13 protein-coding genes are annotated in these 18,786 nt (G+C 43.5%); 8 read left to right on the top strand and 5 right to left on the bottom strand.

Annotated features, from left to right (window positions below; genetic code table 11):
* Positions 1-14: 14 nt before the first annotated feature.
* From pflB to AAY47_RS05135, 3 genes are all read left to right on the top strand, one after another.
* The gene (gene pflB / locus AAY47_RS05145; protein ID WP_047767541.1) at positions 15-2,297 is read left to right on the top strand and encodes a formate C-acetyltransferase; all 2,283 of its coding nucleotides are present in this window, start codon (positions 15-17) and stop codon (positions 2,295-2,297) included.
* Positions 2,298-2,377: 80 nt separating this feature from the next.
* Positions 2,378-3,118, top strand: coding sequence for a pyruvate formate lyase 1-activating protein (pflA, locus tag AAY47_RS05140; protein ID WP_047767539.1), 741 nt, complete (start codon positions 2,378-2,380; stop codon positions 3,116-3,118).
* A gap of 424 nt (positions 3,119-3,542) precedes the next feature.
* Positions 3,543-4,358, top strand: a complete 816-nt coding sequence (locus tag AAY47_RS05135) for a BPSS1780 family membrane protein (RefSeq protein ID WP_047767537.1) — start codon at positions 3,543-3,545, stop codon at positions 4,356-4,358.
* 547 nt (positions 4,359-4,905) lie between these two features.
* Here the strand turns inward: AAY47_RS05135 and serS are convergent.
* The 5 genes from serS to lrp form a co-directional block, all read right to left on the bottom strand.
* Entirely contained in the window at positions 4,906-6,195 is a 1,290-nt protein-coding gene (gene serS, locus AAY47_RS05125; RefSeq protein WP_047767533.1) for a serine--tRNA ligase, read from the bottom strand.
* 114 nt (positions 6,196-6,309) lie between these two features.
* The gene (locus AAY47_RS05120; protein ID WP_047767530.1) at positions 6,310-7,653 is read right to left on the bottom strand and encodes a replication-associated recombination protein A; all 1,344 of its coding nucleotides are present in this window, start codon (positions 7,651-7,653) and stop codon (positions 6,310-6,312) included.
* A 7-nt stretch (positions 7,654-7,660) separates the two neighbouring features.
* Positions 7,661-8,272, bottom strand: a complete 612-nt coding sequence (gene lolA / locus AAY47_RS05115; RefSeq protein ID WP_047767528.1) for an outer membrane lipoprotein chaperone LolA — start codon at positions 8,270-8,272, stop codon at positions 7,661-7,663.
* A gap of 72 nt (positions 8,273-8,344) precedes the next feature.
* Complete coding sequence (locus AAY47_RS05110; protein ID WP_047767526.1) at positions 8,345-11,614, bottom strand: DNA translocase FtsK 4TM domain-containing protein; 3,270 nt, start codon at positions 11,612-11,614, stop codon at positions 8,345-8,347.
* Between the two features lie 132 nt (positions 11,615-11,746).
* Positions 11,747-12,241 (bottom strand): leucine-responsive transcriptional regulator Lrp, encoded by a 495-nt coding sequence (lrp, locus tag AAY47_RS05105; protein ID WP_004256338.1) that lies wholly within the window; start codon positions 12,239-12,241, stop codon positions 11,747-11,749.
* A gap of 850 nt (positions 12,242-13,091) precedes the next feature.
* Here lrp and trxB point away from each other — a divergent pair.
* The 5 genes from trxB (at position 13,092) to infA (ending at position 18,769) form a co-directional block, all read left to right on the top strand.
* Positions 13,092-14,051 (top strand): thioredoxin-disulfide reductase, encoded by a 960-nt coding sequence (gene trxB, locus AAY47_RS05100; RefSeq protein WP_047767522.1) that lies wholly within the window; start codon positions 13,092-13,094, stop codon positions 14,049-14,051.
* 102 nt (positions 14,052-14,153) lie between these two features.
* Complete coding sequence (gene cydD / locus AAY47_RS05095) at positions 14,154-15,923, top strand: heme ABC transporter permease/ATP-binding protein CydD (RefSeq protein WP_047767520.1); 1,770 nt, start codon at positions 14,154-14,156, stop codon at positions 15,921-15,923.
* 2 nt (positions 15,924-15,925) lie between these two features.
* Positions 15,926-17,686: a heme ABC transporter ATP-binding protein/permease CydC gene (gene cydC / locus AAY47_RS05090; protein WP_047767519.1), complete on the top strand. Its 1,761-nt coding sequence runs from the start codon at positions 15,926-15,928 to the stop codon at positions 17,684-17,686.
* A gap of 8 nt (positions 17,687-17,694) precedes the next feature.
* Entirely contained in the window at positions 17,695-18,384 is a 690-nt protein-coding gene (gene aat, locus AAY47_RS05085) for a leucyl/phenylalanyl-tRNA--protein transferase (protein WP_047767516.1), read from the top strand.
* Between the two features lie 163 nt (positions 18,385-18,547).
* Entirely contained in the window at positions 18,548-18,769 is a 222-nt protein-coding gene (gene infA, locus AAY47_RS05080; RefSeq protein ID WP_047767507.1) for a translation initiation factor IF-1, read from the top strand.
* The last annotated feature ends 17 nt before the right edge of the window (positions 18,770-18,786 follow it).

Genomic DNA, 18,786 nt, shown 5'->3' with positions numbered 1-18,786 from the left:
AAGGTAGAAGTATCATGTCCGAGTTAAACGAAAAATTCTCAGTAGCATGGCAAGGCTTTAACGAGGGTAGCTGGCAGAATGAAGTCAACGTCCGTGATTTCATTCAGAAAAACTATACCCCGTATGAAGGTAATGAATCATTCCTTGCGGGTGCCACAGAAGCGACAAAAGCTTTGTGGGAAAAAGTCATGGAAGGTATCAAAATCGAAAACCTCACCCATGCGCCGCTAGACTTTGATACTGACATTGCGTCTACAATTACCTCTCATGATGCGGGCTATATTGAAAAAGATCTGGAGCAAATCGTTGGTCTGCAAACCGAAGCGCCCCTGAAACGTGCCATTATTCCATTTGGTGGCATTAAAATGGTTGAAAGTTCTTGTAAAGCCTACAACCGTGAACTGGACCCAACACTGAAACAAATTTTCACTGAGTATCGTAAGACTCATAATCAGGGGGTATTTGATGTCTACACCCCTGATATCCTGAAATGCCGTAAATCTGGTGTATTGACTGGCTTGCCTGATGCCTATGGCCGTGGGCGCATCATCGGTGATTACCGTCGCGTTGCGTTGTATGGTATCGACTTTCTGCGTGATGAGAAATTTGCCCAATTCACTTCCCTACAGGAAAAACTGGAAAATGGCGAGGATTTGGAAGCAACCATTCGTCTGCGCGAAGAACTGGTTGAACAACATCGCGCACTTGGCCAAATCAAAGAGATGGCAGCTAAATATGGCTATGATATTGCCAATCCCGCTACCAATGCCCAACAAGCCGTGCAATGGACTTATTTCGCCTATCTGGCAGCCGTTAAATCCCAAAACGGGGCTGCAATGTCCTTTGGTCGTGTTTCCACCTTCCTGGATATCTACATCGAACGTGATATCCAGGCAGGTAAGTTGACTGAACAACAAGCCCAAGAACTGATCGACCATTTAGTCATGAAACTGCGTATGGTACGTTTCCTGCGTACTCCAGAATATGATGAACTGTTCTCTGGTGACCCAATTTGGGCAACCGAATCACTGGCAGGTATGGGTTTGGATGGACGTACTCTGGTCACCAAAAACAGTTTCCGTTTCCTGCATACGCTATATACCATGGGACCATCCCCAGAGCCTAACATGACCATCCTGTGGTCTGAAAAACTGCCCACTGACTTTAAAAAGTTTGCAGCAAAAGTTTCAATCGATACTTCATCCCTGCAATACGAAAATGACGACCTGATGCGCCCTGATTTCAACAGCGATGATTACGCTATCGCGTGCTGTGTCAGCCCAATGGTGGTTGGTAAACAAATGCAGTTCTTTGGTGCCCGTGCAAACCTTGCAAAAACCATGCTATATGCCATCAACGGCGGTGTGGATGAAAAAATGAAAATGCAGGTTGGCCCGAAAGAAGAGCCAATGAAAGACGCTGTGCTGGATTATGACAAGGTTATGGCACGGATGGATCATTTCATGGACTGGCTGGCAAAACAGTATGTCACTGCCCTGAATATCATCCACTATATGCATGATAAATACAGCTATGAAGCTTCATTAATGGCACTGCACGATCGTGATGTATACCGTACCATGGCATGTGGTATCGCCGGTCTCTCTGTTGCTGCTGACTCATTATCTGCCATTAAATATGCGAAAGTTTCCCCAATCCGCGATGAAGATGGTCTGGCAATTGATTTCAACATTGAAGGTGAATACCCACAATTCGGTAACAACGATCAGCGTGTCGATGATATCGCGTGTGATCTGGTTAAACGTTTCATGAAGAAAATTCAGAAGCTGCAAACATATCGCAATGCTGTTCCAACCCAGTCTGTACTGACCATTACCTCAAACGTGGTTTATGGTAAGAAAACGGGGAATACCCCTGATGGACGTCGTGCTGGCGCACCATTTGGACCTGGTGCCAACCCAATGCACGGACGCGATCAAAAAGGGGCAGTTGCTTCATTGACTTCGGTCGCTAAACTGCCGTTTGCTTATGCCAAAGACGGTATTTCATACACTTTCTCTATCGTACCTAATGCACTGGGTAAAGATGATGAAGTCCGTAAAGCAAATCTAGCGGGTCTGATGGATGGTTATTTCCATCACGAAGCAGATATCGAAGGTGGACAGCATTTAAACATTAACGTAATGAACCGTGAAATGCTGTTGGATGCCATGGAAAATCCTGAGAAATACCCGCAATTGACGATTCGCGTCTCGGGTTACGCTGTGCGGTTTAATTCTTTGACGAAAGAACAGCAACGAGATGTTATTACCCGTACATTTACTCAAACCATGTAATTATTAAAAATGACAGACAATAAAGGCACCCTAATACCTGGGGGCCTTTATTAGCTTGCTAGTTTTGGAGAAGTCCTTTTATGTCCGTACTTGGTCGTATCCACTCTTTTGAATCTTGCGGAACCGTAGATGGTCCCGGTATCCGCTTTATCGCGTTTTTCCAGGGTTGCCTGATGCGCTGCCTCTATTGCCATAACCGCGATACCTGGGATACCCATGGCGGAAAAACGGTAACAGTTGAAGAATTAATAAAAGAAGCTACGACCTATCGCCATTTTATGAATGCTTCGGGGGGTGGAGTTACCGCTTCCGGTGGTGAAGCCATTCTTCAGGCCGAATTTGTTCGTGACTGGTTCAGGGCTTGCCATGAAGAAGGCATTCACACTTGCCTGGATACCAATGGCTTTGTTCGCCGTTACGATCCGGTGATTGATGAACTACTGGATGCTACCGATCTGGTTATGCTGGATTTAAAACAACTTAATGATGATATTCACCAAAAATTAATTGGCGTGTCCAATCATCGAACCCTCGAATTTGCACGTTATCTGGCAAAACGCAATCAGAAAACCTGGGTCCGTTATGTGGTTGTTCCTGGTTGGTCTGATGATGATCAATCCGTTCATTTACTGGGTGAGTTTACCAAGGACATGAAAAATATTGAAAAAATAGAGTTATTACCTTACCACGAACTGGGTAAACATAAATGGATTGCTATGGGAGAAGACTATAAACTGGAAGGTGTCAAACCTCCTCCAAAAGAAACAATGGAGCGGGTAAAAGAAATTTTAAGAAGTTATGGGCACCACGTGATTTATTAGATTCATTTCCACTTACATTGTTTGTTCCCTCTATGAACGTTGCAAACTTTGATCATATCAGGCTGGATACACCTGATATGATCAAAGTAAACCTTAAATCAGAACAACTTACTCACAATGTGTAAAATATTTTATTCTAAAAACACACAATATCTGATAGAAAAAATAAAATCATTTACTTTATGTAAAGATAAATTAGGAAATTAAGCCAAAATCACATCAGAATAATTAATAAAATAAGTCGCGCGTATTCATTATTACCGATATAAACACCTCTTTACCCACCGATAAGGATTAAAATTAATACTTGTTGATTAATAATTTTTATATGATAATCCTCCCCGTTTTCTATAACGATTTGTGTTAATGAAATAGAGAAAAATCAATTCAGTCATTGCCAGCCAATAAAATAAATCGGAAAAATATGGATACTCAAGATATGAATCTCAATTCAGGAGAGAACAACATCTCCCTGAGCAAGGAAAAAGATACATTCATTCCAGGCGGTCGTGCCGTAGGAGCCGGAGCTGCTACAGAATGGATTGGTAATGCATGGGAAATGTTTAAAGCAAAGCCATTGAAATGGATATTGTTATATTTAATCTATTTCGTCATCATAGCAATTTTACAATTCATACCTATCGTTAGTCTTGTCACAGTTCTGTTTGGTTCAGTCTTTATTGCTGGATTTATCGCCGCCAGTGAAAAACAACGAACAACCGGTGATTTTGACATAGAATTACTTTTCCATGGGTTTAAGAATAAATTTGGCTCATTAGTGGCTGTTGGCGGGCTTGTCATTGGCATATATATACTGGGTGTCATTGCGGCTTTTGTGCTTGGAGGAACCAGCCTAATTCAAGTATTCTTGGCAGGACCGGAATCAGACCCAATGCTAATAATGGGTGGTCTTTCTACTTTAACGCTGGCACTGCTGGTTGTGTTGTTCTTTAGCATCATTGCCCTTGCATTTAGCTGGTTTGCTCCTGCTCTGATTATCATTAATGATTTAAAATTTGGCGAAGCAGTATCAATGAGCTTGAGTGCAGTAAAGAAAAATCTATTCGGTGGTTTTCTGTTCTTCTTACTGATGGGCATTCTGATGTTTATTTCTGCAATTCCACTTGGTTTAGGTTTGCTTGTTACTTTACCTATGTTTATGGCGACCTATTATACCACTTATCGCAGCATTTTTTATGCGCCAAAAACCCAAGAGACAAAATCTCACTTAATCAATTAAATATTTTCCAATAGATATTGATATGTAAAAAGCGCTATTTTTAGCGCTTTTTTATTACTATTCAATGACACTTTTTGTCCCAAACTTGGTATGCCGGTGCTGATGGGGATTATCTATGGTGTTATTAATTTAAGTCTTTTCATTCCTGATTTTGGCTTTCTCCTGTTTAATTTATTGGATCCGTTATTCTCTGCTGGAATTATTACCATTTGTGAAACGCAAAGAATGACTGGTAAATTTAAGTTCGGGAGGTTATTCATTGCCTTCACGATAAATGTAGTGCTTTATTGGCAATCGGTATCATTGTTTGTGGAATAAAAATATTAGGAATACCTTATTTCTGTTCTGATAATTTTTACGCTCCCTCTGTTCTTAAGAATCCTATTCACAGTTCCATTGAGCCTGGCAACATCTTATATCTCCTGTCGCAGTGTTTTTTATAAAAAAGAAACTCAGAAAGATGATGTCACTGTGACAAGTTAACTTATGATAGTACTCGTAAAAAAAGCGCCACATTCGGCGCTCTTTCTATTAAGAATCAATGGAATTAGCCAATATATTCCAATCCATTCATATAAGGACGCAATACTTCTGGGATTTCAATGCGGCCATCTGCTTGCTGATAGTTTTCCATCACAGCAACCAGAGTACGTCCTACCGCAAGACCAGAACCATTCAATGTATGTACCAACTGAGTTTTCTTGTCATCTTTACCACGGAAACGCGCTTGCATACGGCGAGCCTGAAAATCCCACATGTTAGAACAAGAGGAAATTTCACGGTAAGTATTTTGCGCCGGTAGCCAAACTTCCAAATCGTAAGTTTTTCTTGCGCTTGCCCCCATGTCACCCGTGCACAGCAACATTTTACGGTAAGGAAGATTCAGTAACTGTAATACTTTCTCAGCGTGCCCTGTTAATTCTTCCAGAGCTTCCATGGATTTTTCTGGATGAACAATTTGAACCAACTCAACTTTATCAAACTGGTGCATACGAATAAGGCCACGGGTATCACGGCCATAAGAACCGGCTTCAGAACGGAAGCAAGGTGTATGCGCCGTCATCTTCAATGGCAATACGCTTTCATCCAAAATTTCATCACGAACTAAGTTAGTGACCGGGACTTCCGCTGTTGGAATCAAAGCATAATGACTGCCAGATTCTTCTTCCAATGGTCTGGTATGGAACAGATCTTCACCAAATTTAGGTAACTGACCTGTACCATATAAAGAATCATGGTTAACCAGATAAGGAACGTAAGTTTCCAGATAACCATGCTGCTCTGTATGCAGATCCAGCATGAACTGGGCGATGGCACGGTGCAGACGAGCGATCTGCCCTTTCATAACGACAAAACGTGAGCCAGTTAATTTAACCGCAGCCGCAAAATCAAGGCCGCCTGTCAGTTCACCCAGAAATACATGGTCTTTGATTTCAAAGTCATATTGGCGTGGTTCACCCCAACGGCTAATTTCCAGGTTATCACTGTCATCTTTTCCGTCCGGACAAGAATCATCTGGGATATTCGGCATGCTTAATGCGATATTACGGATTTCAGCCTGCAACGTTTCCAGTTCAGCTTTTGCTGAATCCAATTTTTCTCCCAATTGATTCACTTCGTGACGCAGTGGTTCAATATCTTCACCACGGGCTTTCGCTGCACCAATAGCCTTCGATCGGGAATTACGTTCTGCTTGCAGGGTTTCAGTTTCAACTTGTAAAACTTTGCGGCGCTCTTCTAGTTTGCGCAGCATCTCCACATCAAGGGTATATCCCCTGCGAGCCAGTTTTTCGGCGACTGCGTCTAGCTCATTACGCAGTATATTTGGATCGAGCATGCTAGTCCTGTGCTTGTTGTTATTGAAAATATGGTTATTGAAGAATCGTCAAAAACTACAGCTTTTCGCTGTAATTTGGCATTGTTGGATATAAACCTTACCGTAACAGGAAAATTAACGATAGCGTTTTATTGGGCTATTTTGATCCTGTTCCATTAACCAGTTTAACTTTTCACCTATCTTACCCTCCAGCCCTCTGGCAGTCGGATAATAATAACGTGTTTGTGGCATTTCTGGCGGAAAATAGACTTCACCGGCGGCATACGCATTCGCTTCATCATGGGCGTAGCGATACTCTTCACCAAATCCAATTTCCTTCATCAGCGTAGTCGGGGCATTACGTAGATGGGCAGGAACGTCATAATCCGGTTTGTTTTGCGCATCCGCCATAGCTGCCTTGAATGCGGTATAAACAGCATTACTTTTCGGTGCACAAGCAAGATAAACAATTGCCTGTGCGATCGCCCTTTCCCCTTCAGCCGCTCCTACACGCGTAAAACAATCCCATGCAGCAATAGCGATCTGCATTGCGCGTGGATCAGCATTACCCACATCTTCAGAAGCAATTGCCAGTAACCGACGGGCAACATAAAGGGGATCACCGCCTGCGGTAATAATTCGGGCGTACCAGTAAAGCGCGGCATCAGGTGCTGAACCACGGATTGATTTATGCAAAGCAGAAATTAAATCGTAATATCGATCACCTTTATTATCAAACCTGGCACTTCTTTCCCCGCTCACTTCTTTCAGTAATTCCGGCGTCAAAACCCGTTGCGCTTGCGCATTGCTTTCTGCCATGTCTGACATCATTTCCAGCAAATTCAGTGAGCGGCGTGCATCTCCTGCCACAAGCTCTGCTATCATCTGGCGAGTATTATCTGGTAATACGATATTTTGCCCGCCAATGCCATGCTCTGTATCATTAATGGCCTGAATAAGTACCTGTTCAATTTCTGCCTTCGAAAGTGATTTCAATAAATAGACACGGGTCCGTGACAACAAAGCTGAATTTAATTCGAAGGAGGGATTTTCGGTAGTTGCACCAATAAATGTGATTGTACCGTCTTCAATATGTGGTAAAAACGCATCCTGCTGACTTTTATTAAATCGATGAACTTCATCAACAAATAAGATGGTTCTACGCCCTGAATTACGATTTTGTCGTGCTCTTTCTATGGCTTCACGAATTTCTTTTATGCCAGAAGTGACTGCTGAAATACGCTCAATATCAGCTTGCGCGTAATATCCAATAATTTCAGCCAGTGTTGTTTTTCCTGTTCCGGGCGGTCCCCATAAAATCATGGAATGAAGATGACCGGCTCGGATGGCTCGCGGCAAAGGTTTTCCTTCCGCCAGTAAGTGTTGCTGACCGATATATTGATCTAATGTGACTGGCCGCATTCTTGCGGCCAGTGGCTGAAATTCATTTTGTGAAAAATCGAGAGAAAGATTGTCCACTTAAACCTCACTGGCGTTGATCATCCAGCGTGACACCTTCCGGTACGGTAAATTTGAATTTCTCCGTATCCACGTTTACATTTTGCTGCCCTTTCAACTGGTAAGCACTCTTTTGCCCATCCTGTTCAACAGCAGTAAATTTTTGGATTGTTCCTTCTGGTGTCACAGTAATTGAAAAATGTTTTAAATTGCCATTGGTACGATGAGGCGTCAGCTCAAAGCTATTACCGTTTTGCATAACCTTGTACTGTTTCCAGTCGGCAGGATCATTGCGGGCAATCAGCATAAATGGCGTGTTTCCCGTTACTTCTTTTAACCAATTCGCCGTCACCTGTTCAACAAAAGGATTATAAAACCACAGCGTCTTACCATCAGAAACCAAAACACTCTCATCAGGTGATGTCATATGCCAGTTAAACAAATTAGGGCGTTTGATCCAAAGTTCTCCCTCTCCTTTTTGGACCGTTGAACCATCATTGCTAGTCACTGTTTGAGTAAAACTGGCATGAAAACTATTCACCTTTCCCAAACGCCCTTGCAAATCCTGTGGCGCATCAGCCCAAGCAAAACCTATGCTCACCCCCATCATCAGGCAACCAATCAACATCAGTTTTTTCATGTGTGAGATACCTTCAATTCGTTTTATTATCAGCTATCAATTGCCGATACTGTTTACATTTCACAGCGATAATTAATGTTCATGGGGCGGAGGTGCCAAAACTTCACGATTGCCATTATGCCCAGGTGCACTCACTATCTGTTGTGCTTCCATTTGTTCGACAATCCGGGCTGCCCGGTTATATCCAATCCGGAATTGACGTTGCACGCCCGAAATAGAGACACGACGTTTTTCGACCACAAATTCAACCGCTTGATCAAACAGGGGATCTAGCTCTTCATCGCTATCAAATCCCATACTGCCTTCACCATCTTCTCCCCCTTTGACAATACTGTCTATATATTGAGGGCGGCCACGAGCTTTCCAGTCATTCACAACTTCATGCACTTCTTGATCGCGCACGAATGCACCATGAACACGTACAGGAATGGAAGAGTTTGGTGCCAAATAAAGCATGTCCCCCATACCAAGCAATGATTCTGCACCACCTTGATCAAGAATGGTACGGGAATCTATTTTACTGGATACTGTAAATGCAATACGTGTCGGAATATTTGCCTTAATCAGTCCGGTGATAATATCAACAGAAGGGCGCTGAGTTGCCAATACTAAGTGGATACCTGCTGCCCGTGCTTTCTGAGCCAAGCGTGCAATTAATTCTTCCACCTTTTTCCCGACTGTCATCATTAAGTCGGCAAATTCATCAACCATAACAACAATATAAGGCTCTTTTTTCAGCATAGGATGCGTTGTATCCATACTGTCACCGGGTTTCCAGAACGGATCAGGGATCGGTCGCCCCATATTTTCGGCTTGCTTGATCTTGTCGTTATAGCCCGCAATATTGCGCACCCCCAAAGCTGACATCAACTTATAACGTCGCTCCATTTCATTTACACACCAACGCAATGCATTGGCTGCATCTTTCATATCGGTGACAACTTCAGTCAATAAATGTGGAATGCCCTCGTAAACCGATAACTCAAGCATTTTCGGGTCAATCATAATAAAGCGAACATCCTCTGGTTTCGCTTTATACAGAATGCTGAGGATCATCGCATTGACCCCTACCGATTTCCCCGAACCCGTCGTTCCTGCTACCAATAAGTGAGGCATCTTACCCAAATCAGCCACAACCGGCTGCCCTGCAATGTCTTTTCCTAAGACGATGGTTAACGGTGATGGGTTATCACGGAATTTCTCACAGTCCAAAACTTCCCGCAGATAAACTGTTTGGCGTTTTTTATTGGGTAATTCCAAACCAACATAAGGTCGTCCCGGAATAACTTCCACGATACGGACGGCTACCGCTGAAAGCGAACGCGCGAGGTCGCGTGATAAGTTAGAAATACGCGAAGCTTTCACTCCAGGAGCTAAATCCAATTCAAATCGTGTGATAACAGGCCCTGGAGAGAATCCAACAACATCCGCTTTAACGCGATAATCATTCAAACGCGCTTCAATTAAACGAGAGGTTTGCTCAAGCGCAAACATATCAACCGGTTCTTCTTCCGCTGGTGGTTCTGCCAAAAGATCCAAAGAAGGCATCGGCGTCGTTGGCTTTGGTAATGGCTGATCATTGCGCATCAAAAATGGATGGAACAGGCTATCTTGCTGCGGTTGCTGCGGTTGCTGCGGTTGCTGCGGTTGCTGCGCAAAAATATGCTGATTTCTCGATTCGTGAGAATCAAGCGCCGTCGCTATATTTTTTTCCTGAGCTTGTTGATTCAGTGGCTCTGTTGGCATAAGTACAGATTCAGTAGGCGCAGGTTGATTTACTTGGTAACGTTCACGTTGCTGTTGCTTAAATGCTATCCGCAACGCTTCTTCCTGTGCTTTTTGTACGTCTATCGGCTGTTCGTTTACTATTTGTTCGCCTATGATCTGGCTATCTGCGCTATTTTTCGTACACTCATCAGCCGCCGTTGGTTGCTTATGTATCAGCGTACTTGCTTCACGAGACGCTGACTCTCTGTTTCCTTCCTCAAAATCAACACCATAGCGCTCACGTTGCTGATAGAGGAATTGCTGACGCAACATGTCTTGCTGTTGGGCATCCATTCGCTGTTCATTAGCTTCTGCAACCAACTCATTCAGCCTCTCCTCTTCTTTCCGTTGCATGTGTTCTGCCAAGCGGTGAGAAGGCACTTTTATACCATATAATTCGCGACGGGTTGGGATCCTAACAGGATTAGGGCGTGGCATTTCAGGTCCAATACCTTGTTTAATCTGTGGATTCTTTACCACAACAGCAGAACTCGCAATATCCGCTGCCGTATCTTTCAAATGAACATGATCATTTGCAGGAAGAGTAAATGTCTCTGTTACATCATCTTGTGAATGCGTATTTGTGTCAGCAGAACTGTTTGTGGATAGATTTGAAATCGCCTGAGACGAGTCATCGGATTGTGGATTGGTATCTGATTGGTCATCATCCGGTAATTCAAAAGAATAGCGAACCGGTTCCTGTTCCTGAAATTGATCCAATGCTGGAGAGGTTGGAGAAGCGGCTGCAGGTTGTAACGCTGAATCTGTATTAGCTAATTCGGTTAATGTTGGCGCTGTCAATAATACATCATCTTCATCTGCGTCTGGCATTTCAGTAGCAACCGCAGATTTAACGATTTCAGGTTTATCTGCCTGCCCTGCGGGTTTTTGTTCACTGGCTGAAAGTTCAGAACCTAACGTATTCTCTAAATTGTTTTCGTCATATTCAACATGATTGCGGCCACGATTGACGACAAAACTCAGTGAATCCAGAATAACTGCACCAATTTTTTCTGCAATCGTAAGCCATGACCACCCTGTAAACAATGTGAATCCAACGATCCAAATACCAAGCAGGGCCAATGTTGCCCCCAGGGTGCTAAACCAGGGCAGAATCGCATTGCTGAATAAATTACCAATGACTCCGCCCGCAGCAAAGTCATTTAAATCATCAATATTGAGGGCAGCCAAACCACATGACGTCAGTATCAGGGCTAAAGCACCAATAACGCGTAATGCAAGTGTGAAGAAATCAATGTACTCTTGCCTATCTTTCTGACGGAAAGCATTCCAGCAACCTAACAACATAAAGGGCGGGACTGCATAGGCAAGAATACCAAATGCCGAGAATAGCGTGTCAGATAACCAGGCACCAACACTGCCTCCCCAATTGTGGACGGGTTCATGCCATGACGTCTGTGACCAACTGGGATCAGATGGATTGAAGCTGATAAGCGCTACCATCAAGTACACAGCACAGATAGCAATAACCAACAAAACGGCTTCCAGAAACCGGCGGCCACTACTTATCTTCTTTAATTTAACACGTTTGTCTTCTGTATATTCCTGGTTCAAGAAAGGCTCTCCAGGTTTTTCTGTTGATTAAACGGAACAACGCTGAGGGTAGCTCAGCGTTGAAACTGTATGCATAAACAGGAGTGTACCTAAGTTTTTCCTGTTTTGCATCTGTACATTTTAGATGAAAGTTTAGCGAGTCTTAATCACTAAACGATTACTCTGCTTCACCTCTTCCATTACAACATAAGTACGGGTGTCATTAACACCAGGAAGACGTAACAGAGTTTCTCCGAGCAATTTACGATATGCAGACATATCTGGCACGCGTGTTTTCAGCAAATAGTCAAAATCACCAGAAACTAAATGACACTCTTGGATTTCTTCTAGTTTCTGAACAGCGGTATTAAATTGTTCAAATACATCTGCTGCACCCCGGTTCAGCGTAATTTCAACAAATACCAGCAATGATGCATCCAAATAATGAGGATTCAGCAAAGCCGTATAGCCAGAGATAAAGCCCTGACGCTCTAAACGACGCACACGTTCCAAGCAAGGTGTGGGTGACAAACCAACTCTCTTGGATAACTCCACGTTAGAAATACGACCATCTTTTTGCAACTCGTTAAGGATATTACGATCTATACGATCAAGATCTTTTCCTGGACGCTTCTTATTATCTATCATCTTATTGCTCTCTCTTTAATATTCCTACACCTAAAACATTTTCCCTATCTCTTTCAATCGGTTGAGCTGGAAAAGATGTCTTCAAAGGTTAACGCTCAATCTGCAACCAAGGTTTAAGAACTACTACAACTCTAGAAACAATCTCCCAGAATACGATTCCCCAGACCATAATCTCCCAGAATTCGATTAATTATCCCTTTTGCCTTCCAAGTTGCTGCTATGTTAGCTGTGCTCACTCACCCCAATCACTCAGTTACTCATATATCAGCCACTCATCACTCATATTAGTTTCTATGCGCTTGAGGGTTTGTTCCCTTGCCGCCGCACGACAACTTGGATCCATTAGGAATACGACACGATTTACCAGAACATTGTCTCTCAGAAACATCATTTCCCAGAACACGGTTTCTTAAGATACCAGCTCCCAAAACACTAAGTTTTTCAGAAACAAATTAACGGCAATTTTTATATTCTATGAGAAAATCACCCATCCTAGTTTGTCTATTTTATAGAAACAATTGATTAGCAGGAGAGATAATTATCTCTTGCACTGATGTTTTCGCAAATGCACAGCCGATTGTCAAAGTAAATGAACAAAAATCAGAACAACCTGCCAAATAAATTTTCAGTAAATCGTTTCGATAGCTTGTTTTATGTCTCATATGTATAAATGATGTTCAATTCAGAAAGTTAAACAATCGTCTCTTACAATACGATTACATCATAGTTACTATCTATCGGTAAAATCGTTAATAACATGAATATTTTATCTGATAATTGCTTTTTTTAACTTATTATTTCTCCTACAATCCCCAAATCTGCAATATGCGATAATGGAAATGAGGTATTCATGAGCACAGCCAAACACAGTAAACTTATCATTCTTGGCTCAGGTCCTGCTGGCTATACCGCTGCGGTGTATGCAGCCCGCGCTAATCTAAATCCCGTCCTCATTACCGGGGTTGAAAAGGGCGGCCAATTGACCACCACGACTGAGGTTGAGAACTGGCCCGGAGATCCTGAAGGGCTGACTGGCCCTGGCTTGATGGAGCGCATGTTCCAACACGCCGAAAAATTTCAAACAGAAATCATTTCTGACCATATTCAGAAAGTTGATTTCTCAAACAGACCATTCCGCTTATTGGGTGATGATCAGGAATATACCTGTGATGCTTTAATCATCGCGACAGGAGCATCAGCCCGTTATCTCGGATTGCCTTCCGAGGCGGCTTTCAAAGGTCGTGGGGTATCTGCCTGTGCAACATGTGATGGATTTTTCTATCGCAAACAAAAGGTTGCTGTAGTCGGTGGAGGCAATACTGCCGTTGAAGAAGCACTGTATTTGGCAAACATTGCCTCTGAAGTACATTTGATTCACCGTCGTGATACTTTCCGTTCAGAGAAAATCCTGATTGACCGTATGATGGAAAAAGTGAAGAACGGCAACATTATTCTGCATACTGATCGTACGTTGGATGAAGTTCTGGGTGACGATATGGGGGTTACTGGCATCCGTATCCGCGACACGAAAAGTGATAATACCGAAAAACTGGATGTTACCGGTGTTTTCATCGCCATCGGCCATAGTCCAAACACAGGCATCTTTGATGACCAGCTGGAACTGGAAAACGGCTATATCAAAGTCCAATCTGGCTTGCATGGTAATGCCACCCAGACTTCTATTCCTGGTATCTTTGCCGCTGGAGATGTGATGGATCATGTGTATCGCCAAGCTATCACCTCAGCAGGCACGGGCTGTATGGCTGCACTGGATGCTGAACGTTTCCTTGACGGGCTGGCAACTAAATAATCTATCTTTCCCAAAGCGCTATTCCGGTAGCGCTTTTTAACAGGTAACATACAGCTTGTTTTGATATTCCGTATCATCACCCGCTAATCAGAAATTTTTCTTATGGACAAAACAAGACAATCTGAACTGGTTCGATGGCTGAAACAGCAAACTGCGCCTGCCCGTCGGTGGCTTCGTTTATCAATGTTCCTTGGCTTAATCAATGGATTACTGATTATTTCCCAGGCTTGGCTCTTAGCGACAATCCTGCAAGCCCTGATTATGGATAATGTTCCCCGTGAAAACCTTATCGACCAATTCCTAATGTTGGCTGCTATTTTTGCATTACGAGCGATTGTCAATGCTGTTCGGGAGCGTGTCGGATTTATTTGTGGCAAAGTTGTACGCCAACAAATTCGCAATATGGTACTGGATAAACTTGAACAACTAGGTCCAATGGGGGTTAAGGGGAAACCTGCCGGAAGTTGGGCAACCATTATCCTGGAGCAGATAGAAGACATGCAGGATTTCTACTCTCGCTATCTACCTCAAATTGCTCTTGCTACGATGATCCCTATCTTAATCCTGATTACTGTATTTCCAATTAATTGGGCCGCAGGATTGATTTTATTTGTAACCGCACCCTTGATTCCGCTATTTATGGCATTGGTGGGTTTAGGCGCCGCAGATGCTAATCGGCGCAATTTTGTTGCTCTCAGCCGATTAAGCGGTAATTTTCTCGATCGTTTACGGGGTTTGGAAACGTTGCGCCTGTTCCATCGAGGGGCAGCGGAAGTTGAACAAATCACGGAATCAACAGAAAGTTTTCGCTGCAGAACGATGGAAGTTCTGCGCATGGCATTTTTATCTTCCGCGGTTTTAGAATTTTTTGCCGCAATTTCTATTGCCGTTGTTGCTGTTTATTTTGGTTTTTCCTATTTAGGAGAATTGCACTTTGGTAGCTATGGCATAGGTGTTACGTTGTTTGCAGGTTTCCTCGCGTTAATCCTCGCACCCGAGTTTTTTCAACCACTGCGCGATTTAGGTACGTTTTATCACGCCAAAGCTCAGGCAATAGGGGCGGCAGAATCTCTCTTCACCTTACTTAGCAGCGATGGAGAACAGATCGCAAGGAGTGGCGAGCAAATACTATCAGATAAAGAACCCGTTACCATTGAGGCCTACGGACTGGAAATTATGTCCCACGATGGACATTGTCTTGCTGGCCCTTTGAATTTTACCATTGATAAGCGCCAACGGATTGCTCTGGTTGGAAAAAGTGGAGCGGGAAAAAGTTCATTAATCAATGTATTGCTGGGATTTTTACCTTATCATGGTTCCTTGAAAATCAATGGCATTGAGTTGCGTGAACTCAACCTCACCAAATGGCGTGAACGCTTAAGTTGGGTTGGGCAAAACCCACACCTGCCAGAACAGACACTGCTCGATAATATTCGTCTTGGTCAATATGACGCAACACAAAAGCAAATCAATGATGTGATGGAACAGGCTTATGTCAATGAGTTTATTAACGACCTTCCAGATGGTATTAATACGGTAATAGGTGACAATGCTGCTCGTCTGTCTGTCGGGCAAGCCCAGCGTATTGCGCTAGCGCGAGCGTTGTTAAATCCTTGCCAATTATTGCTATTGGATGAACCCGCCGCCAGCCTTGATGCCCATAGCGAACAGCGTGTGATGATGGCCTTAAATCAGGCCTCGCATCAACAAACCACATTACTGGTTACTCACTTGCTAGAAGAAACGCTGGCATATGACCAGATTTGGGTAATGGAAAATGGATTGCTTATAGAACAAGGTGATTATCAAACTTTAAGCCGGTCTCAGGGTGTATTTTCTCGTTTGTTATCTCACCGTAGTGTGGAGCTTTAATCATGCGTGTATTACTTCCATTTCTCGCGCTCTATCGCCGCCATTGGCTTCTCATCAGTTTAGGTATGCTATTGGCGATTGTGACGCTGCTAGCCAGTATTGGATTGCTAACACTCTCGGGTTGGTTCCTTGCCGGCACAGCTCTGGCTGGATTCGCTGGGTTATATACGTTTAACTATATGCTGCCTGCCGCCGGTGTTCGCGGTGCTGCCATTTTTCGTACTGCGGGTCGTTATGGTGAGCGGCTTGTCAGCCATGATGCAACATTCCGGGTATTAGCTCATTTACGTGTTTTCGCGTTTCAAAAAATACTGCCTCTTTCTCCTGGAGGCATTGCTCGTTTTCGTCAAGGTGAATTGCTAAATAGGCTTGTTGCTGATGTCGAAACACTGGACCATTTGTATCTGCGGGTTATTTCCCCTGTTCTCGCTGCTTTCGTCGTCATTCTCGTTCTGACATTCGGCCTGAGCTTCCTTGATTTCACCCTCGCCTATACTATTGGCGGTATTATGTTAGGGTTGCTGCTGGTATTACCTTACGTATTTTACCATGCAGGAAAACCTTATGGCAGAAACATGACTCAACAACGCGGTCAGTACCGTACATTACTGACCAGCGCCTTGCAGGGGCAAGCTGAATTAAGTGTGTTTGGTGCCCTCAAACGCTTTCGTCAATCCATGACAGAGATTGAAAATGATTGGTTGAAAAACCAGCAAAAACAAGCCGGTTTGACCGGCCTTTCACAAGCTATCATGATTTTTTCCACCGGTATGACAGTGACGCTGATACTGTGGCTAGCGGCGGCGGGTGTGGGAGAAAATAGTCAGACGGGCGCATTAATCGCACTGTTTACATTTTGCACCCTTGCTGCGTTCGAAGCACTTGGCCCAGTCACCGTGGCATTCCAGCACATGGGGCAAGTCATTGCATCTGCGACTCGTGTTTCTCAGTTGATGAATCAAAAACCGGAAGTCACCTTTCCTTCTCATGGACCGCAAGCAAATAGCGATCTCAGCCTTGAAATAAAAAATGTTGATTTCACCTACCCGGGCCAGCCACAGTCAGTATTGAAAAATATCTCTCTATCCCTGACATCCGGCGAACATCTTGCTTTACTGGGAAAGACAGGGTGCGGAAAATCCACGCTTTTGCAATTATTGACGCGGGCCTGGGATGTCAATAGCGGTGAGATTCAACTCAATCAGCACCCGATCGCCCACTATGATGAGTCAACATTGCGTTCAATGATGTCTATCGTTCCCCAGCGGATACATGTTTTTAGCCATACTTTGCGTGAAAATCTCTTATTGGCAAAACCAGGTGCTGATGACGCTGAATTAACAACCGTACTGCAACAAGTAGGTTTAGGAGACTTGTTAGACACTGATAAAAAGCTAAACTGTTGGATGGGAGAAGGTGGACGTCAGCTTTCCGGGGGAGAACAACGGCGCCTGGGTATTGCCAGAGCATTGTTGCACAATGCCCCTTTAATGTTGCTGGATGAGCCAACTGAAGGGCTTGATGCCGATACAGAACAGCAAATTCTGGCGCTGCTACACCGTAGTTGCCAGCACAAAACCTTGATTATCGTTACCCATCGACTCACAGGCTTACAATTCATGGATCGAATCTGCGTTATGGATGAAGGACGCATTATCGAGCAAGGTAAGCATGATGCGCTGCTGGCTCAACAAGGGCGTTACTATCAATTTTATCAGCGGCAACAATTTTATCAGCTACAGAGCTATCCTGAGCAAAGGTGATACAACTGATGTCGATAGCTCAACTGGGTAACTCATATGAATTCCCCCATCCCACTAATGCGCTGGTTGAACCTAATGGTTTATTGGCATTTGGCGGAGATCTAAGTGCAGAACGTTTACGAGTAGCGTATCATGGGGGGATTTTTCCGTGGTATTCGCCTGATGAGCCGCCTTTATGGTGGTCTCCCGATCCCAGGGCCGTGTTAATTCCAGGAGAATTGCATATTGGCCGAACACTACGTCGATTTATTCACAAACATACTTACCAAATTACGGTAAACTATGCTTTTGATGAAGTGATATATCATTGTGCTCAACGACAAGAAGGCACCTGGATTGGGTCAGATGTTCAAAAAGGTTATCAAACCTTACATAAAGAAGGATTAGCCCATTCAATTGAAGTCTGGCATGACCATCAACTTGTGGGTGGTTTATACGGCGTTTGTGTCGGTACACTATTTTGTGGTGAATCGATGTTTAGTAAAATGGAGAATGCTTCCAAGTGTGCTTTTGTTGCATTCTATCACCATTTTTTACGTCATGGCGGCCAACTATTTGATTGTCAGGTGTTAAATCACCATACAGAATCATTGGGCGCTAAAAATATTCCGAGAGAAAAGTTTCTCCAGTATCTTTATCAATTAAGAAAGCAGTCATTGCAATCAGGCTGCTGGTCTGTACAAAAGCTGGATTTATAATCATCTCTTAGAAAGAGATGCTGTTCATGGTGGGAATGTCACTAGCCATCATAGTATCGTAGGTAAAATGATGGCTTAAAATACGACATTCCTTTACATAGTGATGGTTTTTCGGCATTATCTTGCCGGTTAAAAACTATGGTTGTTACATTTAGAGGATTAGATGGCCAAAGAAGACACTAATTTTGAAATGCAAGGTACTGTTTTAGAAACACTGCCAAATACTGTGTTTCGCGTTGAATTAGACAACGGACACATTGTCACTGCTCATATCTCAGGAAAAATGCGCAAGAACTATATCCGCATCCTGACAGGAGACAAGGTTACAGTTGAGCTAACTACATATGATCCGGAAAAAGGACGCATTACTTTCCGTAGCCGCTGATTAAGATATCCTAGCAC

This window comes from Xenorhabdus griffiniae, assembly GCF_001028135.1.
In the GTDB taxonomy this organism is placed as follows: Bacteria; Pseudomonadota; Gammaproteobacteria; order Enterobacterales; family Enterobacteriaceae; genus Xenorhabdus; species Xenorhabdus bakwenae.
The sequence above is the reverse complement of the archived record's forward strand: the minus strand, read 5'-3'. Positions and strand labels throughout refer to the sequence as shown.